The sequence below is a fragment of the Agrobacterium sp. SORGH_AS_0440 genome (assembly GCF_031453135.1).
GTDB lineage: Bacteria > Pseudomonadota > Alphaproteobacteria > Rhizobiales > Rhizobiaceae > Agrobacterium > Agrobacterium pusense.
On the sequence record NZ_JAVIYR010000002.1, the window covers coordinates 2528695 to 2553873 of the forward strand.

Below are 25179 nucleotides of genomic sequence, written 5' to 3' on the forward strand. Positions count from 1 at the left end.
CGTTTTTGCGCTTCGAAGAAAAGCCAAGACGATCTGAGACCAATGGCTGTCAGTGCGGCGCGTCGAGATTGTCGATCTTGCGCAGCTTGGAAAAGCCGAGCGCCCAGATGACCGCCACGGCGAGCGTGCCAGCCCCGCCGATGACAACGGCTGGAACGGCACCCACAACATGAGCCATGGTGCCGGCACGAAACTCACCCAGTTCGTTCGATGCGCCGACGAAGACCATGTTCACCGCGTTCACACGCCCCCGTACCTCATCCGGTGTCCAAAGCGCGATCAAAGTTTCTCGCACATAAACCGATACCATGTCCGATGCGCCCATGACTACCAACGCGGCGATGGACAGCCACGCGGTTTGCGAAAGTCCGAAGACCACGGTTGAAACGCCGAAAAGGCCAACGCCAGCGAACATCAGCAGGCCGGCATGGTGACGAATGGGCTTGAATGCCAGAATAACGGCGACGGTGATGGCGCCGATACCGGGCGCCGCGCGCAGAAGCCCGAGGCCCCACGGGCCGAGCGTCAGCACTTCCTTGGCAAAGATCGGCATCAATGCAACCGCGCCACCCAGCAACACCGCGAAGAGATCGAGCGATATTGCACCGAGGACGATCTTTTCCTGCGAGATGAATTTAAACCCGGCGAGCATGGTTTCGAGGCTGATCGCCTTTGCCGGGCCGCGTTGCTCCGGCTTGCGGATCGCCACCGCAAGTCCTGCGGAGACGATAAAGAGCACGAGCGCCACACTGTAGGCAACGGAGGCGCCGAGACCATAAAGCAGGCCGCCGGCAACGGGACCGAGAATGGAGGCCATCTGCCAGGAAGAAGAATTCCAGGCGATGGCGTTCGGCAAATCCTCCACCGGCACGAGATTGGGCGCCAGCGACTGGACCGCCGGTCCCATGAAAGCGCGCTCTATGCCGAAGACGACAAGAATGGCAAAGACCGGCCAAGGGGAAAAGCTGTGCGTGAGTGTCAGCGCCAGAAGAGCGACGGCACAGAGCGCCGCAACCATCAGGCATATGGCCATAATACGCCGGCGATTGTGACGGTCGGCAACCGTTCCCGTAACAAGGATCAAGAGAAGGGACGGCAGAAACTGGAAAAGACCGATCAGGCCGAGATAAAAGGCATTGCCGGTCACTTCATACATTTGCCACCCAACCGAAACACTGACGATCTGTATGGCAAAGGCCGAAAAAAACCGGGCGCTGAAGAAACGTCGATAGGATGAATGCCGGAATGCACCGAAACGGTTTTCGGCAGAAGGAAGAGACATCGGCTGGGTGCTCGCGAAGAAAATGTGTGATGGCAATAAAGCGATATGACAGGAATCACCAGCCCTCACCATCGCGATCGCGCAAAGTGTGAGCGGTTTTTGCGTGAAATCCTGCCGCCCGGTTATGAGTTAGACCACGATCACAGCAGGTGGATCTAACCGGTGATGATTACGATTCGGCGCAACACTTGCCGGTTCAGCGACGAATGTCTAAATGTCTTGCAACCAAGATACGGAGATATTGATGCTTGCCCTGTTTCAGACCATCGATCTGGCCTTGAACCTCTATACCTGGGTGCTGATTGGCAGCGCCATTTTTTCATGGCTTTACGCCTTCAACGTCATCAATTCCCGCAACCAGTTCGTGAACGCCATCGGCAGCTTTCTGTTCAATGTCACGGAACCGGTTCTGCGCCCCATCCGTCGCGTTCTGCCCAATCTCGGTGGCATCGACATTTCGCCGATCATCGTGCTCCTGATCATCTTCTTCATCCGCTCCTTCATGTGGAACACGCTGTACCCGATGTTCGCGTGAACGGCTGCTGGCAAAAACACGGTGATCATATCCGGCTCTCCGTTCGCCTCACGCCGAATGGCGGGCGGGACGCGATTGATGGAGTCGAGCTGGATGCGGACGGAAACGCGCAGCTAAAGGCCCGGGTCAGCGCCGTGCCGGAAGGCGGTAAGGCGAACAAGGCCCTGACTGTTTTGCTGGCAAAGAAACTTGGCGTACCCAAAACCGCCATCAGCTTCGTTTCGGGCGAAACAGCGCGCAAAAAAATCCTCCGGATCGACACCGACCCGGAGGATTTTGAAGACCGATTGAAAAAGCTTTAGACCAGATCAGCCCTGCGCCTTGTAGCGCTCGATGGCTTCGACGATCAGCTTCTTGGCGACGTCAACATCCTGCCAGCCGCCCATCTTCACCCACTTGCCGGGCTCCAGATCCTTGTAGTGCTCGAAGAAGTGCTCGATCTGCTTCAGCGTGATTTCCGGAAGATCGGTGTAATTATTGACCTTGTCGTAACGACGGGTCAGTTTCGGAACCGGAACCGCCAGAATCTTCTCGTCCTTGCCGCCATCATCTTCCATGATCATCACGCCGATGGGACGAACATTGATGACGCAGCCCGGTACCAGCGGGCGGGTGTTGCAGATGAGAACGTCGATCGGATCGCCATCGTCGGACAGGGTGTGCGGTACGAAACCATAGTTACCCGGATAGGTCATCGGCGTGTAGAGGAAGCGATCAACGATCAGCGCACCGGCATCCTTGTCCATCTCGTACTTGATCGGGTGTCCACCGACCGGCACTTCAACGATAACATTAACGTCTTCCGGCGGATTTTTGCCTACGGAAATTGCATCGATACGCATTCGCTTCCCTCATTCGACGGGTTGGATTTGGTTTTCGATACTGGGAAAGTCTGCGCATTGCAACACGGCTGTGGGCATATAAGGCATAATGGATAAATTGGGTGCCAGCGATGCGGTCACGACCGGACGCGAAACGACAATCCCGGAATTTGCGCCGTCAGTTCCAGACGAAACCAACCTTGCGAAGTGATTTGCCACCGAAATCTTCCATGCCTTCGGCAATGTCGCGCCCGCCATGCGAGCGGAAAAAGCGATTGGCTACATCGCTGTCCTCAAGGCACCAGACGACAATACCGTTGCAGCCAAGCGAGGTCAGCAACCGGCGCGCTTCCGTGAAAAGCAGTGATCCGAGGCCGATGCCCTGATATTCCGGACGGAGATAGAGTTCGTAAATTTCGCCGTCATGCGGCAGTCCGCGCGCCCGGCTGAGGCCCAGCGTCGCGTAGCCGGCAACAACGCCCGCCACTTCAACCACCAGCATGGTTGCGGAACCCTTGGTTGCCTTTTTCCACCAGATTTCGCCACGGCGCTCAAGCATCTGCGTCAACGGCCGATGCGGGATAAGCCCGGCATAGGCCTGTTGCCACGACAGACGGTGCGCCTCGGATATGGCGCGCGCATCATGCGGTTCAGCACGGCGAACATCGATGGATAACGTTTTCATAACGCGATTCTGGCCCCGGCCACGGAAACTTACCAGTCATAAAGGTTAACGCCGGCAAGCTTACCCACAGCCTATTCATGTGGACGACCAGAAAAAATTAACGCATCCTTAACCTTTGGCAAAGCGCCTTTCGACTCATGCACACATAAAAAAGAATGCATAAAAAAACCCGGCGCAAGGCCGGGTTTTCGAAACAGGGATCGAACCGATCAGCTGGCAGCAAGCTTTGCCTTTTCGAAACGCTTGCGGTCATTCGGATCGAGATAGAGCTTGCGAAGACGGATCGACTTCGGCGTGACTTCAACGAGTTCGTCATCCTGAATCCAGGAAAGCGCGCGCTCCAGCGTGAACTTGATCGGGGGGGTGAGCTTCACGGCTTCATCCTTGCCGGCGGCGCGGATGTTGGTGAGCTTCTTGCCCTTCAGCACGTTCACGTCGAGGTCGTTGTCACGGCTGTGAATGCCGATGATCATGCCTGCATAAACCTTCTCACCGGCATCGATGATCATCGGGCCGCGATCTTCGAGGTTGAACAGAGCATAGGCAACAGCTTCGCCCGACTCGTTCGACAGCAGAACGCCGTTGACGCGACCGCCGATCTCGCCCTTGTAAGGCTGGTAGTCGTGGAACAGGCGGTTCATGACGGCCGTACCGCGCGTGTCGGTCAGGAGTTCCGACTGGTAACCGATCAGACCACGGGTCGGCGCGAAGAACACCAGACGGACGCGGTTGCCGCCGGAGGGGCGAAGCTCGACCATTTCGGCCTTGCGCTCGGACATCTTCTGCACGACGACGCCGGAATGCTCCTCATCCACGTCGATGACAACTTCTTCGACCGGCTCCATCAGCTGGCCGTTCTCATCCTTGTGCATGACGACGCGCGGACGCGAAACGGCAAGCTCAAAACCTTCGCGGCGCATATTTTCGATCAGAACCGCCAGCTGCAATTCGCCACGGCCAGATACGAAGAAGGAATCCTTGTCGGCGGATTCTTCGATCTTCAGCGCAACGTTACCTTCGGCCTCCTTGAACAGACGGTCGCGGATGACGCGGCTCGTCACCTTGTCGCCTTCGGTGCCGGCGAGCGGCGAATCGTTGACGATGAAGGACATGGTAACGGTTGGCGGATCGATCGGCTGCGCCTGCATCGGCTCCATGACGGCAGGGTCACAGAACGTGTCGGCGACGGTGCCCTTGGAGAGACCTGCGATGGCGACGATGTCGCCTGCATGGGCTTCTTCGATCGAGGTGCGCTCGATGCCACGGAAAGCAAGGATCTTGGAGATGCGGCCGTTTTCAATCAGCTTGCCATCCTGGCCGAGAACCTTGACCGCCTGGTTCGGCTTGATCGAACCGGAAGCGATACGGCCGGTGATGATGCGGCCGAGGAAGTTGTTGGCTTCGAGGATCGTGCCGATCATGCGGAACGGACCCTCTTCGACCTTGGGCTCCGGCACGTGCTTGACGACGAGATCGAGAAGCGGCGCAAGACCTTCATCAGTCGGGCCTTCCGGATTGACGTTCATCCAGCCGGAACGGCCCGAGCCGTAGAGGATCGGGAAGTCGAGCTGCTCGTCGGTTGCATCCAGAGCCGCGAAAAGGTCGAAGACTTCGTTGACGACTTCCTCATGGCGGGCATCCGGGCGGTCGATCTTGTTGATGGCGACGATCGGGCGAAGGCCGACCTTCAGCGCCTTGCCAACCACGAACTTCGTCTGCGGCATAGGCCCTTCGGCAGCGTCAACGAGAACGATGGCGCCATCCACCATCGACAGGATACGCTCGACTTCACCGCCGAAGTCGGCGTGGCCGGGGGTGTCGACGATGTTGATGCGGGTATCTTTCCACTCGATCGAGGTCGCCTTGGCGAGAATGGTGATGCCGCGCTCTTTTTCGATGTCGTTGGAATCCATCACGCGTTCCATCACGCGCTGGTTTTCACGGAACGAACCGGATTGCTTCAGAAGCTCGTCAACAAGCGTCGTTTTTCCATGGTCAACGTGCGCGATGATCGCGATGTTGCGAAGTGCCATTGTTCAAAATCTCTGAGGTTGGGCGCTATATTGATGAGAAACGCCAATTTAGTTTGGCGCGCTCATAACCTTTTTTTTGCAAATGCGAAAGGGGGGCTCATGTCATAAGCCCCCTGCGCTCAGCTTCTAGCTCAGAAATATGACAGTCTCTTATAGGAGACCGCGCTTCGAAAGCATCGCGTCCGGGCTCGGCATCTTGCCGCGGAAGGCGAGATAGGCTTCCTCGGGATCCACGGAACCACCGACGGAGTAGATGTTGTCCTTCAGCCGCCGCGCCATATCGCTATCGAAGGCATTGCCGGTTTCCTCGAAGGCGGAAAAGGCATCGGCATCCAGCACTTCCGACCACATGTAAGAATAATATCCAGCGGAATAACCGTCGCCGGAGAAAACGTGCTGAAAATGCGGTGTCGCATGGCGCATGACGATGGATTCAGGCATGTTGAGCGTTGAAAGAACCTCACCCTGCACGGCCATCGGGTCGTCGACGCTGTCGCGCGTGTGGAACGCGATGTCGACAATCGCCGAAGAGGTAAACTCCACCGTGCTGAAGCCGGCATTGAAGGTCTGTGCGGCCAGAACCTTGTCCAGCAGCGCCTTCGGCATTGCCGCACCGGTTTCATAATGCAGGGCGTATTTTTCCAGGATTTCCGGCACAGTCAGCCAGTGCTCGTAAAGCTGCGAGGGCAATTCGACGAAATCGCGCGATACGCCCGTTCCCGACACCGAGGGGTAGGTGACATCGGACAACATGCCATGCAGCGCGTGGCCGAATTCGTGGAAGAGTGTACGCGCATCGTCAAGCGAAAGAAGCGCGGGCTTACCTTCGGCCGGTTTGGCGAAGTTGCAGACATTATAGATGATCGGGATTTCTCCGACCGTACCATTTTTCAGCGGCAACTTGTGCTGCGATTGGAACGAACTCATCCATGCGCCTGATCGCTTGGAGGGCCGCGCGAAATAATCGCCGAGGAACATGGCCTTCAGATCGCCCTGGTCGTCGCGGATCTCGAAAACCCGGACGTCCGGGTGATAGGCGGCGACACCCTTGACCTCGACGGCACGAATTCCAAACAGCCGCCCGGCCACATCGAAGCAGGCTTCAATGATCTTTTCCAGCTGCAGATAAGGTTTCAGTTCCGCCTCGGAGAAATTGAATTTCTGAGCGCGGAGCTTTTCGGCATAATGTCGCCAGTCCCATGGCAGAACGTCGTGGTTTTTGCCCTCCGCGGCGATGATGGCGGCAAGCTCAGCCTCCTCCTCACCCGCGCGGCGAACGGCCTTTTCCCAGACCTGCCCCAGAAGGCCGTTCACGGCATCGGGCGTCTTTGCCATCGTGTCGTCAAGCTTGTAGGCGGCGAAATTCGCATAACCGAGAAGCTTCGCCTTCTCCCCGCGCAGTTCAAGCGTGCGGCGGACGATCTCGCGGTTGTCGGTCTCGCCACCGTTTTCACCGCGCGCCACCCATGCCTTGAAGGCCTGTTCACGCAGGTCTCGACGTTCGGAAAATGTCAGGAAGGGCTCGATGATGGAACGGGAAAGGGTGACGGCGAACTTGCCATCCTCGCCATGCTCCCGGGCCGCACCCGCCATTGCGTCGCGCAGAAAACCGGGAATGCCGGCAAGTTCCTCTTCCGTGGAAAGCAAGAGCTTCCAGTTCTTTTCATCCGCTAGTACATTCTGCCCGAACTTTGCACCGAGACCGGCCAGCTCCTCATTGATCGCCGCCAGCCGCTCCTGCCGGTCTTTCGGCAATTTCGCGCCGGAGCGCACGAAACCCTTCCAGTGCCGTTCGAGAACACGGTTTTCCTCACCCGTCAGCCCAAGTGTCTCGCGTTTTTCCCACAAGGTATCGATGCGCTTGAACAGAGCCGCGTTCATGCCGATCTTAGAATAGTGCCGCGACATTTTCGGAGCAATCTCCCGCTCCAGCGCCTGGATCACGCCATTGGTGTTCGCTCCTGCCCTGTTCCAGAACAGCGCCGAAATGCGTGAAAGATCGTCACCCGCGACCTCAAGCGCAGTTACAGTGTTTGCGAATGTCGGCGCCTCGACATTGGCTGCGATCGCATCGATCTCCTGCTCATGGGAACCAAGTGCGGCGTCAAAGGCCGGAGCGAAATCCTCATCCCTGACTGCATCGAATTTTGGCAGACCATTGTGACCGTTCCAGTGAACGAGTGCGGGATAAAGCGCGGTCTCAGATGGCATTTCATGTTCCTCGTACAATTCCGGTTTAGCCATATGGGCACGCCGCCGCCGCCAATTCAATATCGGAATTTGGTGTGGAATACGCACTCGCCTTCATTTCCAAGTATTGACCGATATGACGACATCATGGTCTGCTTCTTTAAATAATATCCCATGACGGAGATATGTATTATGGAGATTTATTCTTTAAGGGCCTCTAATAATTTCCTTTTCAGGGACAATTCCAGAAACGCAAGATCCGTGGGCATTGCCGATTTCGGCAAGGCCGGAAAATCCGATGCAGCCTCAGGCTTTGAAGAGACGGTAAGAGGGATAGATTTTACCCGCATCAGCCCGCGCGACCTGCGCGAAATCGCCCGAGATTATTACCATGCGGGAAAAATCAGCCAGGACACCCTTTTTGAACTTTCGTCCGAACTTCCGGCACAAACCCTTAGTGCCAGCGGTGAGGTCATCGACATAGCTGATGTGACCGAGGACACGGAATTCGACTTCCTGACCTATTTTTCCGACCGAGCTGAAATTGCCCGTTCCATCGGCACCGCAGACGAGGTTGAAAAAATGCAGGACGTTCTGTCTTTTTTTGCTTTGGCGTGACGGCCCCTGAACCGCGTTGCGGGGCACACCGCAATGGAAGTGACATATAGTTTACTCGATTTTCGGTAATATGATTTGTGTACCATTGATTATCGCCCGGATTTTAGTAAGGCTGACTTACGAAAAGGCGAAGCATGGGCACGAAACGCGAAAAAGATTCATTGGCATTTCTGCTGAACAGCGGTGCACGCCTGCTGAACAGTGCTTTTGAGCGCCGTATATCCGAGGCCGGACTGGGCCTGACCCCCGGCGAGGCGCGCGCATTGCTGACGGTCGCTGTCGTTGACGGCAGCAAACAGTCGGACATCGCCGCTCGCCTCGGAATAGAACCCATGACGATCTGCGCCTATCTTGATAAGTTGCAGTCCCTCGATCTCATCGAGCGGCAGCAGGACCCGCAGGACAGACGCTCCAAGCGTATTGTGCTGACCAAATCCTCAGCCGACATGCTGGAAGCCGTCCGGCAGGAAATAGATGAACTCGTCCGCCACGCCACCCAGGGCCTGAATGACGAGGAGGTGGCGCTGTTCCGCCACTTTCTGCAAACCCTTCGTGACAATCTGCAGCCGGAACAACCGGGGCAGAACGGCTGATCACCATGTCGCCAAAACCGATCATGTCCACGAAACGCACGGCGATGCTTGGTGCGTTTTTGACGGCGCTTGCGCCCATATCCATGGCGATTTACACACCCGCCATGCCGGAACTAACGCGGGTTTTTGCCACTGACCAGTCCGCCGTCAAGCTCAGCCTGTCCCTCTATTTTGCCGGGTTCGCGCTGGCGCAACTGCTCGCCGGGCCGGCATCGGATGCCTTCGGTCGGCGAAAGGCAAGCATCGTCTTCCTCCTGATCTTTCTGGGCGGCGGCCTGGTGGCCATTTCCGCGCCGACGATCGAAGTGCTGCTTTTCGCCCGGCTGGTTCAGGGCATCGGTGCTTCGGTCGGTATGACGGTGGCGCGTGCCGTGGTGCGCGACCAGTTTACCGGCGCCGAAGCCTCCAGCATCATGAATCTCATTGGTATCATGCTGGCGGTCGGCCCTGCCCTCGGACCGACGATCGGTGGACTTTCACTCGCGGCTTTCGGCTGGAAATCCGTGTTTTTTCTGATGGTCGGCCTCGGAGCCATCGCCATTTTATCCGTCGTGATTTTTTTGCGGGAAACAACGGTTCCGGACAGGAGCCTGATCCGGCCCAGGCGGCTCCTGTCGGCCTATGGCACGCTGCTCAGCGCGCCACGTTTCCTTCTGGCTGCACTGGTGCTCGGTGGTTCCATCGGCGCGCTTTATGCGCAGGCCACCATGCTGACCTTCATCCTTATCAACGAGGTCGGCATGACACCCACCGCCTTCGGCATCGGCATGCTGATGCAGACAGGCGCCTACTTCTTCGGCTCGATTGCCCTGCGTTACATCGCGCCCCGACTGGGTGACCGGCGCTCGGTCGTGATCGGCCTCTGTTTTTCCGGAACCGGCGGCGTCCTTATTTTATTGTCGGTTTTCCTGATGCCGCCATCGTTCCTTTCGATCATGGGGCCCGTTGCAGTCGCGACTGTCGGCATCGCCCTGCTGACCCCTTCGATGGTGACAGCAGCGCTTGCGCCCTTCCCGCATATCGCCGGTTCGGCATCGGCCATGATGGGATTTATCCAGATGGGATCGGGCTTCGCCGGCGGCGCTGCAGCCTCCCTCATCGGTTCACCTTTGACCGGCTTCGGCGTCATCATTCCCATGATGGAATTCACGGCCGTTGCCAGCTACATCGGCTTCCGCATCGTCTCCAGAAGAGCGACATGAAAAAACCGCCGGTGTCACCACCAGCGGGTTTCGTTATTTTTTCAAGAACAGAATTACCTGCTGAGATTGCGCTTTGCCAACGTGCGAAGACGCAGCGCATTGAGCTTGATGAAGCCTGCAGCATCCTTCTGGTCATAAGCGCCGTGGTCGTCCTCAAAGGTCACCAGCGCGTCGGAGTAGAGCGACTTGGCACTCTCGCGGCCGGTTACCATGACGTTGCCCTTATAGAGCTTCAGCGTCACTTCGCCTTCCACATGCTCCTGGCTCTTGTCGATCAGGGCCTGCAGCATTTCGCGCTCCGGCGAGAACCAGAAGCCGTAATAGATCAACTCGGCGTAGCGCGGCATCAGCTCGTCCTTCAGATGCGCGGCACCCCGGTCGAGCGTGATGGACTCGATGGCGCGATGCGCGGCAAGAAGGATGGTACCGCCGGGCGTTTCGTAAACGCCGCGCGACTTCATGCCGACGAAGCGATTCTCGACCAGATCGAGACGGCCGATGCCGTTTTCACGGCCATAATTGTTGAGCGTGGCAAGAAGCGTCGCAGGCGACATCTCGACACCATTGATCGAGCAGGCATCACCCTTTCGGAAACCAACCTTGATGACGGTTGCCTTGTCGGGAGCGGCTTCCGGGGAGATCGTGCGCATATGCACATATTCAGGAGCTTCCACCGCCGGGTCTTCTAGAACCTTGCCCTCGGAAGAGGAGTGCAGCAGGTTGGCGTCGACGGAGAACGGCGCTTCGCCCTTCTTGTCCTTGGCAACCGGAATCTGGTGCTGTTCGGCAAAGTTCAGGAGGTCGGTACGGCTCTTGAACGTCCAGTCGCGCCACGGGGCGATGATCTTGATGTCAGGGTTCAGTGCATAGGCCGAAAGCTCGAAACGCACCTGGTCGTTGCCTTTGCCGGTCGCACCATGGGCGATGGCGTCGGCGCCGGTCTTCCTGGCGATTTCGATCAGGTGCTTGGAAATCAGCGGCCGGGCAATGGAGGTGCCGAGCAGATAGACGCCTTCGTAGACGGCGTTGGCGCGGAACATTGGAAACACGAAATCGCGCACGAACTCTTCACGGACGTCCTCGATGAAAATTTCCTTGATGCCCAGCATCTCGGCCTTCTTGCGTGCCGGCTCAAGCTCTTCGCCCTGGCCGAGATCGGCGGTGAAGGTAACGACCTCAGCGCCGAGTTCCGTCTGAAGCCATTTCAGAATGATCGAGGTGTCGAGGCCGCCGGAATAGGCGAGAACGACTTTCTTAACGTCTTTCGGGAGTGCCATAGTGATGTCCATCTGCATGATGACGGCATCGGGACACCGCCATTTCCTTGGGATTTCGGCACTTTTACAGTGCAACCCGAAATGTGTGAAGCGCTTTTCCGTGAGATAAGCGACAAAACAATTGATGGACACGCGTGACGCACGTGACGACAGCTACACCGAGGGGAACGAAGCCGTTGTCACATGCATTTAGAAAATTCGCGCTTTATGATGAAGCGGCGCGATCGACTTGAAAACCGTGAATGAAGCCACTCAGGTTCAGGCAACGTTGCAAACCGCTGGAAACAGCAGAAACGACGCGAAGGAGAAACCTATGACGACCATCCACCCCGCATTCAAGGAAGATAATGTCGCCGTCATAACAGGTGCGGCCTCTGGCATCGGACTCGCCGCCGCCCGCAAATTCGCCGGTTTCGGCATGAGTGTCGTGCTCGTCGATCTCGATGGCGAGAAACTTGCCGCCGCGCATGCGGACGTTCTGGCACTTGCCCGGGACGGCGAGGCGCAAATCGTTGCGATCCCGACCGACGTCTCGAAACTCGATGAGCTGGAGGCGCTGGAACGCGCCGTAATTCAGCGTTTCGGGCGCGTTCACGTCCTCATGAACAATGCCGGCATCCAGCCTGGCAGCGCCATTTTCGGTCCCCAGGCCAACTGGGAAAAGATTATCAGCGTCAATCTGATGGGCGTTGTGAATGGCAGCCGTGTCTTCGGTCAGGGCATGATCGCCCATGGTGAGCCGGCACTCATCATCAACACCGGCTCGAAACAGGGCATCACCACGCCTCCCGGCGATCCCGCCTACAATGTCTCGAAATCAGGCGTCAAAACCTTCACGGAAGCGCTTCAACACGAGTTGCGCAATGTTCCAAATGGTAGAGTTTCCGCCCATCTCCTCATCCCCGGCTTCGTCTTCACGGGCCTTACAGCCCACGGCAGAACGGAAAAACCGGAAGGCGCCTGGACCGGCGAACAGACCATCGAGTTCATGCTCGAAAGCATCGGCCGGGGCGATTTCTACATTCTCTGCCCGGATGGCGAGGTTGACCGCCCGACGGACGAGAAACGCATTCTCTGGGCGGCCTATGATATCGTCCAGAACCGCCCGCCGCTCTCACGCTGGCACACGGAATATTCCGCCGCCTTCACCAGCTTTCTCAAGAACTGACGCCAAGGGGCCGCCGCGATCTGAAAATTGCGGTGCCCCGCCCTGCTTAATCCACCACTGCGCTAGGGCCGCCACTCAAAAACATTGGCAGAAATCCGCAATCACGTTAAACAACGGCCCTCTCCAGCTTTACGGGTGCCGCGATGGATTTCGTTCCAAGCCTGCCAACACTGATCGCCTTCACCATCGCCATCCTTCTCCTGGCGGTAACACCGGGTCCGGACATGACGCTCTGGATCAGCCGCTCCCTGCGCGAAGGCCGGGCGGCGGGCTTCATGACCCTGGTAGGAACCAATATCGGCATCACCGTGCACACGATGCTGGTCGCCTTCGGTGTCGCCGCCCTCATCGTCGCCTCGCCGACGGCTTTCATGATCCTGAAGACCGGCGGAGCCGCTTATCTTGTCTGGCTCGCCATTCAGGCGATCCGCAAGGGCTCGGATTTCGTGATGGTCAAAGGCACCGGCGAAAAAGCGCAGGCCTCCCTCAAATCCGCCCTGCTGAACGGCATCTGGGTCAACCTGCTGAACCCGAAGATCATCATCTTCTTCATGACCTTCCTGCCGCAATTCGTCAGCGCATCTGATCCGCATGTGACCGGCAAGCTGATTTTCCTCGGCATCTGGTCAATCATCGTCGCACTGCCGATCGGCATCGGCATCGTGATCGCCGCAGATGTTCTCTCCGCCTGGCTGCAACGCAACCGGAAGATTCTGCGCGGACTGGATTATACGATCGCCGGCGTCTTTTCGCTTTTCGCCGTGAAGATTTTCTTCACGCAGGCGCGCTGACGGCAAACAAAAGGCGCCTTACGGCGCCTTTTTTAGAATCAACCAATCAGCAACTCATCGTCATCGAGCTTCTGGCCGCGTATCTTGCGGAACATGTCGATCAGATCCTCCACCTCAAGATCCTTGCGGCTGTCGCCGGAAACGTCGAGCACGATCTCACCGGCATGCAGCATGATCGTGCGCGTGCCATAGTCCAGCGCCTGACGCATTGAATGGGTGACCATCAGCGTCGTCAGCTTGCGCTCCGATACCACCTTGCGGGTCAATTCCATCACGAATTCCGCCATGCCAGGATCGAGCGCTGCCGTATGTTCGTCCAATAGAAGCACGTCCGAGCCTGATAGTGTCGCCATGACGAGCGAGACCGCCTGCCTCTGGCCGCCCGACAGAAGGTCCATGCGGTCCTTCAGACGATTTTCCAGACCGAGATTGAGCGAAGCGATACGCTCCTTGAAAAAATCCCGCCGGCCACGTCCGAGCGCGGGCAAAAGACCGCGACGTTCACCACGTGATGCCGCTAGCGCGAGGTTTTCCTCGATGGTAAGCGCGCCGCAGCTGCCCGCCAGCGGGTCCTGAAACACGCGTGCCACCCGCCCCGCCCGGCTGGCGGTCGGCTTGCGGGTAACATCGGCGCCACCGATCATCACCCTGCCTGCCGTGGGCAGCACATCGCCGGCCAGAACACCGAGAAGTGTGGATTTGCCCGCACCATTGGAACCGATGACCGTGACGAAGGAGCCATCCTCAATGGTGAGGTCTATCTTGGACAGCGCCTGCTTCTGCAGCGGCGTGCCGCGCCCGAAGACGACCTGGATGTCGGAAAGCGAAATCACGATGTTGCTCCCCCACGGCGCAGTCGGGGCAGGATCAATGCGATGGCCACCAGTACCGCCGTTACGAAATTGAGATCGGACGCCTTGAGACCCAACACATCACTCGACAGAGCAAGCTGGATGGCGAGACGATAGGCGATGGAGCCGAAGACACAGCCGATCAGCGCGATCAGGATGCCGCGCGCGCCAAACAGGGTTTCACCGATGATGACGGCCGCAAGCCCGACAACAATGGTGCCGACACCGGAAGTCACATCCGCAAAACCATTGGTCTGGGCAAACAGCGCACCACCAAGAGCCACAAGCGCATTTGAAAGCGCCATGCCAAGATAGATCTGGCTACCGGTCTTCACGCCCTGCGCCCGCGCCATCCGGGCATTGGCACCCGTCGCGCGCATGGCAAGACCCGCATCGCTTTCAAGGAAACGCCAGACGAGAATGACCGCAATCAGCACCAAAGCGCCGACGAAGAGCGGCCGCACCAGATATTCAGAAAGGCCGAGGCCGTAAAACGGCGATATCATCGTGTCCTGATTGAGCAGCGCGACATTCGGCTTTCCCATCACGCGCAGGTTGACCGAAAACAGTGCGATCATCGTCAGGATCGAGGCAAGCAGGTTCAGAATCTTGAAACGCACATTGAGTGTGGCGGTCACGATGCCGGCAGCCGCACCGGCCACCATCGCAATCGCCGTCGCGACCCAGGCATTCAGACCGGCGATGATCAGCACGGCTGCCACGGCAGCGCCAAGCGGAAACGAACCGTCCACGGTCAGGTCAGGAAAATCAAGCACCCGGAAAGCGAGGTAAACGCCGATCGCCACGAAAGCGAAGACCAGTCCCAGCTCCACGGCACCCCAGAAGGCGATTTGGCTCACGGTAATGTCCTTGTTATTGCCGCCATCGGGCGGATACGGGCACCGTCTCGTGCCACGTAAAACGGGCGGCGAGTTTGCCGCCGCCCGTTATTCAGTCAGGTTTCGGTTCAGTCGATGACCTTGGTAGCGCGCTTCGTAACGCTTTCGGGGAAGGTGACGCCTGCTTTTTCAGCGGCCTTCTTGTTGATCACGAGATCGGTGCCAACAGCAACGGTTGCCGGAATATCGCCCGGCTTTTCACCCTTGAGGATGCGGACAACGACGGCACCGGTCTGCTTGCCAACGTCGAAATAGTTGAAGCCGAGGGCAGCCACCGCACCGCGAGCAACGGAATCCGTATCGGCGGCATAGAGCGGGATCTTGGCTTCAGACGCAACACCGGCAGCAGCCTCGAAAGCCGAAACGATGGTGTTGTCAGTCGGAACGTAGATCACGTCGGCCTTGCCGACCAGCGCACGAGTCGCACCCTGCACCTCAGCCGACTTGGTGGCGACGGATTCAACGACCTTGAGACCCGCCTTCTCGGCCTCGGTCTTCAAGAGAGCGAGTGTCGAAACAGAGTTTGCCTCGGCCGAATTGTAGATGAAGCCGATGGACTTGGCGTTCGGCGAGATTTCCTTGATGAGCGCCAGATGTTCGCCGACCGGCAACATGTCGGAAAGGCCGGTGACGTTACGGCCCGGCTTCTGCATATCCTTGACGAGCTGTGCGCCGACCGGATCGGAAACCGCCGTGAAGACAACCGGAATGTCGCGCGTGGCGGCAACGACGGCCTGGGCGGACGGCGTGGAAATCGGCACGATGACAGCAGGTGCCTCGCCAACGAACTGGCGCGCGATCTGTGCTGCGGTGCCGGGATTGCCCTGCGCGGATTCGTAAAGGAACTTGAGGTTCTCACCTTCCTTGTAGCCCGCTTCGGCAAGGGCAGCCTTCACGCCATCGCGGGCGGCATCGAGTGCCGGATGTTCGACGATGGCGGTCACGGCAACGGTGACGGTTTCAGCCTTCGCCGGCAGAACGATGGCGCTCGCAGCGGCGAGAGCCAGAATGAATGCGCGCATGGATATCCTCCTGTTGGTTCCCTGTTTTCGTCTTCTTAGGAACAAGACAGGCCGAAATCAATCGGAGAACCGCCGGAAACCCAGCTTTATGAGGCAAAACCGGCTTATTCAGTCGTCTGCGCCATGGTTGGCGATCATCATCGCCTCGAAAGCCAGCCTTTCGGTCTTGCGCATGCGCTCGGATTCCGACTTCAGCTGGCCACAGGCCGCTAGGATATCGCGGCCGCGCGGCGTGCGGATCGGCGAGGCATAACCTGCCTGATTGATGAAATCGGCGAACTTCTCGATCTGCGCCCAGTCCGAGCACTGGTAATTCGTGCCCGGCCACGGGTTGAACGGAATGAGGTTGATCTTGGCCGGAACGCCCTTCAGAAGCTGCACCAGCATCTTGGCGTCTTCCAGACTGTCATTGACGTCCTTGAGCATCACATATTCGAAGGTGATGCGCCGGGCGTTGGAGAGGCCCGGATATCTGCGGCAGGCTTCGATCAGTTCCTTCAGAGGATATTTCTTGTTGATGGGCACCAGCATGTCGCGCAACTCATCACGCACCGCATGCAGCGAAATCGCCAGCATGACGCCGATCTCATCGCCGGTGCGGAAGATTTCCGGCACCACACCCGAGGTGGAGAGTGTAACGCGGCGCTTGGAAAGCGACAGGCCATCGCCATCGGTGGCGATCAGAAGCGCGGTCTTAACATGCTCGAAATTGTAGAGCGGCTCGCCCATGCCCATCATCACGATGTTGGAGACCTTGCGGCCTTCGCTCGGCACATAAGCACCAACCGGCGTCGAACCATCGGGGAAATCACCGAGCCGATCACGCGCCAGCAACAGCTGCGAGAGGATTTCCTCGGCCGTCAGGTTCCGCACCAGACGCTGCGTGCCGGTGTGACAGAAAGAACAGGTCAGCGAACAGCCCACCTGGCTCGAAATGCACAGCGTGCCGCGCCCTTCTTCCGGAATATAAACCGTTTCGATCTCGACGGGACGACCAGCGCCCCGCGGCGGAAAACGCATCAGCCATTTGCGGGTGCCGTCATTGGAGATCTGCTCCTCGACGATTTCAGGTCGAGCGATGGTGAAGGCCGCCTTCAGCTTCTCGCGAAGCTCCTTGGCGACATTGGTCATATTGTCGAAATCGGAAACGCCGCGCACATAAAGCCAGTTCCACAACTGGCTGACGCGCATCTTCACCTGCTTTTGCGGCACACCGATTTCCGCGAGCGCCTCACCCATCTCCTCACGGGTCATGCCGATCAGCGACGGCTTGCCGGACATGAGATCGCTATTGGCGATCAGCGGGGTTTTGACTGCCAGACCGGCAGGAGCTTGCATTACGGACATCACGTTATCCCATCGTTCCATGCGTCGCACGACCGGCCTGTCGGGAAGGCGGAAAATCGTCTGCATGTCGAGAAAATCAAAGGCGGAGCACTTTTCGCGCATCCGCCTGTCAATATTGCCGCGCCTTTAGCATCAAACCGGCAAAAACGCAAATGGCCGGTCGAGGACCGGCCATTGTCAAACGCGATGAAGGGTCAGCGTTACTTGCAGCTCTCGATCTGCTTGAGAGCAGCCGAGATACCCGACAGCGAATAGGAATAGGAGGTCGCGGTGCCACGGCCAGAAACTGCCTTGACGGTCATGGACTTGCCGCCCTTCATGGCAGCCACGAGAGCCGGTTCTTCCGCAGCGTTTTCAACCCAGGCGGCCTTGTCCTTGGTGAACATGACGAAATTCTTGTTGTCGATCGTCACATTGACCTTCGAACCCTGCTTCAGCGGATAACCTACCATGGCCTGCGGCTCGTAGGAGATGTTCTGGCCCGGGCGCTGGGAGACGATGAAGAATATATCGCCGTGGTCGACGCTCGCCGGTTCTTTGGCGGTGGGAATGGAAAGAACGTAGCAGACGGTGCTGTTGCCCGATTTGTACGAATAGGCACCCCAAGCATTGAACTGCTGGATGCGCGTGGGCGACTGTGCAGATGCTACGCCGACGCTGGTCAGCAAAATGGCCGCTGCGGTTGCTACACTTCTTACAAACATAGAATTTCCTGCCGGGTTATTGTCTTCCATTGGCCCGAAGCATCGGCGAGCCCAGAGTCTGGATCGGCCACGTTCAGGTGCGGATCGTCTTTTCTCATTGTGGTCGGGAAGCGGTTACCAAACCGTCAACAACACGCATAAAATGCCGGAAACGCCTTGCAGTGTTACAGATTGGCGACTCCCGACGCCCTGAGGAGAAGGGCGTGCGACACCCTTCCTCCGTGTGTATGACACATAAATTCAGGCAAGAATTTGTCGCCCGTCGGGCGCGCCCGAACGGGCAGATCACAGAGGCGTTACCCGGCTTCCTGCTGCCGCTTCAACATGGCGTCCGCCGCGTCGTAATGTTCCATCTTGATATTGGCGCGGATCATCGCGAGCGCTGCGGTAATGACGGCTATGTCATCAGTAAAACCGACGACGGCCAGCATGTCCGGCACGGCATCAAAAGGCATGATGAAATAAGCCAGCGCAGCGAGGATGATACCCTTGGCGCGCAGCGGCGTGTCGCGATCGATCGCGCAATAATAGGCCGCGGCCGCATCGCGGGCAAACGGCACTTTCGACATGACACGTTTCAGCTTCGGCCAGAACCTGGTCCGAACAACCTCTTCGCGCTCACGCTGCCTGTCGGTTTCACCCGGCAGAAGAATTTCACCGATTTTCACATCATCCATGATCGACGGTCCTCCGGTCACGGCTATTATATGGGATTTAAGGCGGAGCGTTCAATTGCCTCGGCCGGCAGCGGCCTTCTGCATGGCCTCGGCCAGAAGAAAATCGCGCTCCGTCACACCCTGCGAATCATGGGTCGTGAGGCATACCTTGACCCGCGAGTAGACGTTGGACCATTCGGGATGATGATTGAGCCGCTCTGCGACGAGTGCGGATTCAGCCATGAAACCGAAGGCTTCCGCAAAGCTGGAAAACTTGAAGGAACGGACGATCGCTGCCCCGTCTTCGCGCAGGGACCAACCCTCCAGTTTCTGCAGGGCCTGCCGGATGGCATCGGGCTCGAGTCTGGGATATTTCATGAATTTGCCTCCGCTTTAAAACCCATTAACTCTTTAACGACCGGATCGACGCATATTCCATGAAACATACAGCTATTCTCTTCGTTTGCATGGGCAATATCTGCCGCTCACCGTTGGCCGAAGGGATTTTGAGGAACTTGCCGACAGCGCAGCGCTTCATCAGCTTATCGTCGATTCCGCCGGCACCGGCGGATGGCACAGGGGTGACGCGCCCGATCCGCGATCCATCGCCATGGCGCGCCGGCACGGTATCGATATTTCACTTCAACGGGCGAGACAGGTCACTGCGGCGGATTTCGAGACCTTCGATCTGGTATTCGCCATGGACGAAAACAATCTGGCGAACCTGCTGCGATTGAGCTCCGAAAGGCACCGGCACAAAATCCATCTTTTCATGGAATATGCCGCCGGGCGTCGCGAGAACGTCCCCGATCCCTATTACGGGGCCGAGGACGGATTCCTCACAGTTTACAACATGCTTTTAGCGGGATGCAGATCGCTGCTCGAAAAGATCGAGCTGGACCGCGCCTCGTGAAGCGGAAACACCTCTTCGACGATATAGGGCCCGCCACCCACCGATTCCTTCGACGACATCAGCACAAAGCGGCCGACCGTAAAGGGTGAGGTGCGGAAGTTGCCGCGTCCGGAAAGATACTGCACCACATCGTCCACGCGGGAGGAGCGCAACCGCGCCAGCGTGACGTGGGGCATGAACTTGCGCGGATCGGGCGGGAGACCGATCCTTTGGCAGATTCTCTCGATTTCCGCCTGCAGCGCATGCATTTCGGGCGAGGGAGAAACGCCAGCCCAGATGGAATGCGGCTTCTTGGAGCCGAAGGAGCCCATTCCGGTGAGGTTGAGCTGGAATTCCGGCCGGTCTATCCGGTCCAGCCTGTCAACGACCTCATCGGCGGTACGACCGTCGATGTCACCGATAAAACGAAGGGTTATGTGATAATTCTCCACATCGATCCACCGGGCTCCCGGCAGACCACCGCGCAACAACGAGAGGCTCATCGCCGCATTGCGCGGAATTTCGAGGGCGGTAAACAGTCTCGGCATGGCGAGCTCCCCGAATCTTTTGGCAGAACAAGCATAGCGAATCACGCAATGCAGACGGGCGCAAGTGCTTATTTTTTTTGCGCACCGATTGTCTTGATGAAGCTTTCAACAGCCGGCAAAGATTTTTCGACCATCACTGCCACCCCCTTGGTATTGGGGTGCATCTTGTCGTCCAGCTTCAGCGCATCATCCGTCACCACGCCATCCAGAAAGAAGGGATAAAGCGGCAGGTTGTATTTTCCCGCAAGCTTCGGGAATATCGGATTGAAGCGCTTTGCATAATCATCGCCCATATTTGGCGGCGCCATAATACCGACCAGCAACACGGCTATGTTGCGCTTCTGAAAACCGGAAATGATGGTGTCGAGGTTCTTTTCGGTCTGTTCCGGCGGAATTCCCCGCAGGGCGTCGTTGGCGCCCAGTTCCAGAATGACGCCGTCAGTGCCATCGGGAACAGACCATTCCGCCCGCGCCAGACCGCCTGAGGAAGTGTCACCGGACACACCTGCGTTGGCGATGGCGACATTGATCCCCCTGGCCTTTAATGCAGCTTCAAGCTGTGCGGTATAGCTGTCAGTCGGGGGAAGCTGATAACCCGCCATCAGGCTGTCGCCGAGGCCAACCAGCTGCAATGTCCGCTCCTGGGCGAAACCAGCAGTGGCGGAAAGGGCGGTGGAGAAAATGACGATGAAGTGAAACAGGGCAGCTTTAAATCTCATCACGGCTTTCCTAACTTGGTTCCCATTGCCTGATCGACCGCCAGACCGTTTTCATCACCCTATATAGGAACGAGAATTGTGACGAAAAGCATCATAGAGCTGAAGAAAGCCGACCTCACGCTCGGCAATGCCGCCGCCTCCGTCCACGTTCTCAAGAACATCGATCTCTCAATCAGAGAGAGCGAGGCGGTTGGCATCGTCGGCCCCTCCGGATCGGGAAAGTCGACACTTCTGATGGTGCTTGCCGGGCTCGAGAGGCTCGACAGCGGCGAAATCATCATTGCGGATACGCCGCTGCACGAGCTCGGTGAGGACGCGCTCGCGGATTTCCGCGGCCGCAACATTGGCATCGTTTTTCAGTCCTTCCACCTCATCGCCAACATGACCGCACTGGAAAATGTCGCAGTGCCGCTGGAATTGGCAAACGTTCCGAACCCGTTCGAAATCGCCGAGCGTGAACTGGTCGCTGTCGGTCTCGGCGAGCGCCTCAATCATTATCCCGGACAGCTCTCCGGCGGCGAGCAGCAGCGTGTGGCCATCGCCCGCGCACTCGCCCCGTCGCCAGCCGTATTGATAGCCGATGAACCGACCGGCAACCTCGATACCGACACGGGCAAACAGATCGCCGATCTTCTGTTTGCCAAACAGGCCGAGCGCGGCATGACGATGATCCTCGTTACCCATGATCCCTCGCTGGCGGCCCGATGCTCACGGCAGATCAAGGTCCGCTCCGGCGAAATCGAGGGCGACAGCGCCCGCTCACAGATGGCTCGGGCGGTATCCGCATGACCGGAATCTTTCTTCCGTCTTTTGCAAATGTCAGAAACGCAGCAAGGCTCGCGCGGCGCGAAATTCGCGGCGGCCTGCGGGGCTTTTACATCTTCCTCGCCTGCATCGCGCTTGGAACCGGCGCCATCGCCGCCGTCAATTCCGTCTCGCGCGCGGTCACCAGCGCCATCGCCACGGAGGGGCAGTCCATACTGGCAGGCGACGTGCGTTTTGAGCTGCGCAACAGGGAAGTGACGGCAGAAGAGCGCGCTTACCTCGATAGTCTCGGCACCGTCGCGGTTTCCACCGGTCTACGCTCCATGGCGCGCCTCGCGAATGGCTCAGAACAGACCCTGACGGAAGTAAAGGCCATTGACGGCTCCTACCCGCTCTATGGAACGTTCGTGGCCGAGCCGAACCGGCCGCTGAGCGAGCTTCTGGCCGGAAATGGCGACACCTATGGCGCGATTGCCGCGCCGCTTTTACTGGAACGGCTCGGAATCAAGGTCGGCGATGAGATTCTGCTCGGTAATGTGACGTTGAAACTGAACGGCACCGTGATCGATGAGCCGGATGCCCTATCTGATGGTTTCGGTTTTGCTCCTCGACTGATGGTCAGCCGCGACGCCCTTTTCGCCTCTGGTCTCGTCCAGACGGGCAGTCTCGTGGAACACGCCTACAAGATCAAGCTGAACGATCCTGCAGCACGGGCGGCAGTGACCGATGCAGCCAACAAGGCGTTTCCCGATGCCGGCTGGTCGATCCGCACCAGCGACCGGGCTGCCCCGTCGCTCACCGAAAACGTCAACAGGTTCTCGCAGTTTCTGACGCTGGTTGGCCTCACTGCCCTGATCGTCGGCGGTGTCGGCGTCGCCAATGCCGTTCGCGCATTTCTGGATTCCAAGCGCACCACCATCGCCTCGCTGAAATGCCTGGGTGCGCCGGCCTCCGTGGTCACCATGACCTATCTCTTCCAGATCGCCTTCATAGCGGCTGTCGGCATTGTCATCGGGCTTGTGGTCGGTGCCGTTGCGCCACTCATCGCCATGCGGTTTCTGGAGGGCGTGCTGCCAGTGCCGGAAGAACTTGCCTTCTATCCCGGCGCGCTCGGTCTCGCCGCCCTGTTCGGCCTCCTGACGACACTCGCCTTCGCCATCGTACCACTCGGTCAGGCACGCGAGGTGCCGGCTACGGCGCTCTTCCGCGAACAGGGTTTCGAGGAGGGAAGCTTGCCGTCCTGGCCTTATCTGACCGCGACCGGTGTGCTTCTGGCGGCGCTTGCGGCCCTTGCTGTCTTCTCGGCGGAAGACCGTTTCATAGCCTCGGTCTTCCTCGCGGCCATTGCCTTTGCCTTCGTAGTGCTGCGGCTGGTTGCCTCCGGCGTAAAGGCCATAGCCAAGCGCAGTCCGCGCGTTCATTCGGCTGCGCTGAGACTGGCGATCGGCAATATTCACCGACCGGGCGCACTCACCCCCTCGGTGGTTCTTTCTCTCGGCCTCGGCCTGACCCTCCTCGTGACGCTGACACTGATCGACGGCAACCTGCGCCGCGAACTAACGGACAGCCTGCCGGAGAAAGCGCCGAATTTCTTTTTCGTCGATATTCAGGGCAGCGAAGTGCAAGGCTTCCGCGATCTTCTCAAACAGGAAGCGCCGCATGGCACCCTGACGGAAGTGCCCATGCTGCGCGGCCGCATCCTCGCTCTCAACGGAGAAGACGTGACGAAAATGGACGTACCCTCGTCCGGGCGATGGGTGCTGCGTGGTGACCGCGGCATCACCTATTCCGAAAACATTCCTAAAAATGCCAAGCTGACGGAGGGCGCATGGTGGGCAACGGATTATAGCGGCGAACCGCTGGTCTCTTTCGCAGCGAAAGAGGCGGGTGATCTGGGCCTGAAGATTGGCGACAGCGTTACCGTCAACGTGCTTGGCCGCAGCATTTCGGCGAAGATCGCCAATCTGCGCAATGTCGAATGGGAATCCCTGTCGATCAACTTCGTCATGGTGTTTTCGCCCAATACTTTCCGCGGCGCGCCCCATGCCTGGCTGGCAACACTTGCCGATCCTTCCGCAACTGCGGCCGACGAAGGCCGCATATTGCGCGCCGTCACCAATACGTATCCCACGATCACCAGCGTCCGCGTGAAGGATGCACTCGACGTCGTCAACCGGCTTGTCGGCCAGCTCGCGACCGCGATCCGCGCCGCCGCAGCCGTTGCGCTCATTGCGTCCGTCCTGGTTCTCGCCGGCGCGCTTGCGGCCGGCAATCGCGCCCGTACGCATGACGCCGTCATCCTGAAAACGCTGGGCGGCACGCGAAGCCTGCTCATACGCGCCTTCTCCTATGAATACATGATCCTCGGTCTCGCCACCGCCGTCTTCGCGCTTTTCGCCGGCGGTGTCTCCGCATGGTTCGTGATCGCCCGCATCATGAAGCTACCCTCCAGCTTCCTGCCGGATGTGGCAATCGGAACCCTCGTCGTCGCCCTTGTGATGACTGTGGGCATCGGCCTCATCGGCACCTGGCGGATTCTCGGGCAGAAGGCAGCGCCCGTTCTCAGACAGGCTGGTGAATGATCATCGGTTGTGCGTCGCTTAACTTTAACGATTAATTCTTTGTAATGATCGCCAAAACGTGAGCGCTTTTCGCGCATACGGTGTCTTTTCGGCGGGAAAAGGCCTTGTATCGAACACGTTCTGCCATCATATTCTTGAGCAGGCTTGCTGAAGCTCCGCAGCGGCGCCCGGGAGGTATCCCGACACCGTAGCAATTACGGAGCTCAAAAGAGGAAACAATGGCTGACTTTAATAACTACCAGAACCGCATGGCGCAGACGCGTGCACAGTCTGGTGCGCTGATCGACGAAGGTCTTCGCGCCTATATGCTCAAGGTTTACAACCTTATGGCGCTGGCTCTGGTCATCACCGGCGTTGCCGCGTTCGGCACTTATACGCTCGCCGCTTCCAATCCGGCTGTCCAGCAGCTGCTTTTCGCGTCGCCGCTTCGTTGGGTCGTGATGCTCGCTCCGCTGGCACTGGTCTTCTTCCTTAGCTTCCGCATCCAGAACATGAGCGTTTCCGCTGCGCAGACGACCTTCTGGGTTTACGCCGCGCTGATGGGTGTTTCGCTCTCCTCGATCTTCCTGGTCTACACCGGCCAGAGCATCGTGCAGACCTTCTTCGTGACCGCGGCTTCGTTCGGTGCGCTCTCGCTTTACGGTTACACGACCAAGAAAGACCTGTCTGGCATGGGTTCGTTCTTGATCATGGGCCTGTTCGGTCTGATCATCGCTTCGATCGTCAACATCTTCCTTGCATCCTCCGCGCTGCAGTTCGCGATTTCCGCGATTGGCGTGCTGATCTTCGCAGGCCTGACCGCCTACGACACCCAGAAGATCAAGGAAATGTATTTCGATGCTGACGATGTTGCCGTCGCCGGCCGCAAGGCCATCATGGGTGCGCTGACGCTCTATCTCGACTTCATCAACCTCTTCACCTTCCTCCTGCAGTTCCTCGGGAACCGCGACGACTAAGGGATTGGGTCCTACGGAAAAAAGAAAGGCGACCTCAGGGTCG

General features: G+C 58.3%; 25 protein-coding genes and 1 pseudogene. 11 read left to right on the forward strand and 15 right to left on the reverse strand.

Features of this window, described 5'->3' with window-relative positions; translation table 11 throughout:
* Positions 1 to 49: 49 nt before the first annotated feature.
* Entirely contained in the window at positions 50 to 1282 is a 1233-nt protein-coding gene (locus tag QE453_RS21610) for an MFS transporter (RefSeq protein ID WP_004443847.1), read from the reverse strand.
* 244 nt (positions 1283 to 1526) lie between these two features.
* Between QE453_RS21610 and QE453_RS21615 the strand changes: the two genes are divergently transcribed.
* On the forward strand, positions 1527 to 1817 hold the full coding sequence (locus QE453_RS21615) for a YggT family protein (protein WP_004443850.1): 291 nt from the start codon (positions 1527 to 1529) through the stop codon (positions 1815 to 1817).
* Positions 1814 to 2119 carry a DUF167 domain-containing protein gene (locus QE453_RS21620; RefSeq protein ID WP_037090205.1) on the forward strand — a complete coding sequence of 102 codons (306 nt, stop codon included), beginning with the start codon at positions 1814 to 1816 and terminating at the stop codon, positions 2117 to 2119. The genes QE453_RS21615 and QE453_RS21620 overlap by 4 nt, the downstream gene beginning before the upstream one ends.
* A gap of 6 nt (positions 2120 to 2125) precedes the next feature.
* Here the strand turns inward: QE453_RS21620 and ppa are convergent, their stop codons facing one another.
* The 4 genes from ppa to QE453_RS21640 all read right to left on the reverse strand — a co-directional run bounded on the left by ppa (position 2126) and on the right by QE453_RS21640 (position 7567).
* Positions 2126 to 2659, reverse strand: a complete 534-nt coding sequence (gene ppa / locus QE453_RS21625) for an inorganic diphosphatase (RefSeq protein WP_004443856.1) — start codon at positions 2657 to 2659, stop codon at positions 2126 to 2128.
* Positions 2660 to 2816: 157 nt separating this feature from the next.
* Positions 2817 to 3323, reverse strand: a complete 507-nt coding sequence (locus QE453_RS21630; RefSeq protein ID WP_006698245.1) for a GNAT family N-acetyltransferase — start codon at positions 3321 to 3323, stop codon at positions 2817 to 2819.
* 209 nt (positions 3324 to 3532) lie between these two features.
* Positions 3533 to 5356: a translational GTPase TypA gene (gene typA / locus QE453_RS21635; protein WP_004443860.1), complete on the reverse strand. Its 1824-nt coding sequence runs from the start codon at positions 5354 to 5356 to the stop codon at positions 3533 to 3535.
* Between the two features lie 150 nt (positions 5357 to 5506).
* Positions 5507 to 7567 (reverse strand): M3 family metallopeptidase, encoded by a 2061-nt coding sequence (locus QE453_RS21640; protein ID WP_309777976.1) that lies wholly within the window; start codon positions 7565 to 7567, stop codon positions 5507 to 5509.
* A 171-nt stretch (positions 7568 to 7738) separates the two neighbouring features.
* Here QE453_RS21640 and QE453_RS21645 point away from each other — a divergent pair, with 171 nt between their 5' ends.
* From QE453_RS21645 to QE453_RS21655, 3 genes are all read left to right on the forward strand, one after another.
* Positions 7739 to 8164, forward strand: a complete 426-nt coding sequence (locus QE453_RS21645) for a hypothetical protein (protein ID WP_037090200.1) — start codon at positions 7739 to 7741, stop codon at positions 8162 to 8164.
* 134 nt (positions 8165 to 8298) lie between these two features.
* Entirely contained in the window at positions 8299 to 8757 is a 459-nt protein-coding gene (locus QE453_RS21650; RefSeq protein WP_006698248.1) for a MarR family winged helix-turn-helix transcriptional regulator, read from the forward strand.
* Between the two features lie 5 nt (positions 8758 to 8762).
* Complete coding sequence (locus QE453_RS21655) at positions 8763 to 9959, forward strand: multidrug effflux MFS transporter (protein ID WP_309777978.1); 1197 nt, start codon at positions 8763 to 8765, stop codon at positions 9957 to 9959.
* A gap of 53 nt (positions 9960 to 10012) precedes the next feature.
* On the opposite strand, the gene QE453_RS21660 is transcribed toward QE453_RS21655, so the two are convergent.
* Positions 10013 to 11236, reverse strand: a complete 1224-nt coding sequence (locus QE453_RS21660) for an argininosuccinate synthase (RefSeq protein WP_309777980.1) — start codon at positions 11234 to 11236, stop codon at positions 10013 to 10015.
* Between the two features lie 313 nt (positions 11237 to 11549).
* Here QE453_RS21660 and QE453_RS21665 point away from each other — a divergent pair, with 313 nt between their 5' ends.
* Positions 11550 to 12404, forward strand: coding sequence for an SDR family NAD(P)-dependent oxidoreductase (locus QE453_RS21665; protein ID WP_004443871.1), 855 nt, complete (start codon positions 11550 to 11552; stop codon positions 12402 to 12404).
* 143 nt (positions 12405 to 12547) lie between these two features.
* Entirely contained in the window at positions 12548 to 13195 is a 648-nt protein-coding gene (locus tag QE453_RS21670) for a LysE family translocator (protein ID WP_004443874.1), read from the forward strand.
* A gap of 38 nt (positions 13196 to 13233) precedes the next feature.
* On the opposite strand, the gene QE453_RS21675 is transcribed toward QE453_RS21670, so the two are convergent.
* The 7 genes from QE453_RS21675 to QE453_RS21705 all read right to left on the reverse strand — a co-directional run bounded on the left by QE453_RS21675 (position 13234) and on the right by QE453_RS21705 (position 19052).
* A complete protein-coding gene (locus QE453_RS21675; protein ID WP_022556955.1) occupies positions 13234 to 14028 on the reverse strand; it encodes an ABC transporter ATP-binding protein in 795 nt (264 codons plus the stop codon).
* A complete protein-coding gene (locus tag QE453_RS21680) occupies positions 14025 to 14906 on the reverse strand; it encodes an ABC transporter permease (RefSeq protein ID WP_004443879.1) in 882 nt (293 codons plus the stop codon). The genes QE453_RS21675 and QE453_RS21680 overlap by 4 nt, the downstream gene beginning before the upstream one ends.
* Before the next feature lie 107 nt (positions 14907 to 15013).
* A complete protein-coding gene (locus QE453_RS21685; RefSeq protein ID WP_004443882.1) occupies positions 15014 to 15967 on the reverse strand; it encodes an ABC transporter substrate-binding protein in 954 nt (317 codons plus the stop codon).
* A 108-nt stretch (positions 15968 to 16075) separates the two neighbouring features.
* Complete coding sequence (gene rlmN / locus QE453_RS21690) at positions 16076 to 17248, reverse strand: 23S rRNA (adenine(2503)-C(2))-methyltransferase RlmN (protein ID WP_077987047.1); 1173 nt, start codon at positions 17246 to 17248, stop codon at positions 16076 to 16078.
* A 266-nt stretch (positions 17249 to 17514) separates the two neighbouring features.
* Positions 17515 to 18018 (reverse strand): invasion associated locus B family protein, encoded by a 504-nt coding sequence (locus QE453_RS21695; RefSeq protein WP_003523183.1) that lies wholly within the window; start codon positions 18016 to 18018, stop codon positions 17515 to 17517.
* A 296-nt stretch (positions 18019 to 18314) separates the two neighbouring features.
* Entirely contained in the window at positions 18315 to 18695 is a 381-nt protein-coding gene (locus QE453_RS21700) for a YkvA family protein (protein WP_004443888.1), read from the reverse strand.
* Between the two features lie 51 nt (positions 18696 to 18746).
* Positions 18747 to 19052, reverse strand: a complete 306-nt coding sequence (locus QE453_RS21705) for a 4a-hydroxytetrahydrobiopterin dehydratase (RefSeq protein ID WP_004443891.1) — start codon at positions 19050 to 19052, stop codon at positions 18747 to 18749.
* An 89-nt stretch (positions 19053 to 19141) separates the two neighbouring features.
* Here QE453_RS21705 and QE453_RS21710 point away from each other — a divergent pair.
* Positions 19142 to 19587, forward strand: a pseudogene (locus QE453_RS21710) (low molecular weight protein-tyrosine-phosphatase).
* Here QE453_RS21710 and thpR read toward each other — a convergent pair.
* Both thpR and QE453_RS21720 read right to left on the reverse strand, forming a co-directional pair.
* The gene (thpR, locus tag QE453_RS21715) at positions 19521 to 20114 is read right to left on the reverse strand and encodes an RNA 2',3'-cyclic phosphodiesterase (protein WP_004443895.1); all 594 of its coding nucleotides are present in this window, start codon (positions 20112 to 20114) and stop codon (positions 19521 to 19523) included. The pseudogene QE453_RS21710 and the gene thpR sit on opposite strands and share 67 nt — an antisense overlap.
* Before the next feature lie 68 nt (positions 20115 to 20182).
* A complete protein-coding gene (locus tag QE453_RS21720; RefSeq protein ID WP_309757800.1) occupies positions 20183 to 20833 on the reverse strand; it encodes an arylesterase in 651 nt (216 codons plus the stop codon).
* Between the two features lie 78 nt (positions 20834 to 20911).
* On the opposite strand from QE453_RS21720, the gene QE453_RS21725 reads away from it, so the two are divergent.
* The 3 genes from QE453_RS21725 to QE453_RS21735 all read left to right on the forward strand — a co-directional run bounded on the left by QE453_RS21725 (position 20912) and on the right by QE453_RS21735 (position 25136).
* Positions 20912 to 21622, forward strand: a complete 711-nt coding sequence (locus QE453_RS21725) for an ABC transporter ATP-binding protein (protein WP_037090183.1) — start codon at positions 20912 to 20914, stop codon at positions 21620 to 21622.
* The gene (locus QE453_RS21730) at positions 21619 to 24180 is read left to right on the forward strand and encodes an ABC transporter permease (RefSeq protein ID WP_309777983.1); all 2562 of its coding nucleotides are present in this window, start codon (positions 21619 to 21621) and stop codon (positions 24178 to 24180) included. Before QE453_RS21725 ends, QE453_RS21730 begins: the two co-directional genes overlap by 4 nt.
* A gap of 218 nt (positions 24181 to 24398) precedes the next feature.
* Positions 24399 to 25136 carry a Bax inhibitor-1/YccA family protein gene (locus QE453_RS21735; protein WP_006698258.1) on the forward strand — a complete coding sequence of 246 codons (738 nt, stop codon included), beginning with the start codon at positions 24399 to 24401 and terminating at the stop codon, positions 25134 to 25136.
* The last annotated feature ends 43 nt before the right edge of the window (positions 25137 to 25179 follow it).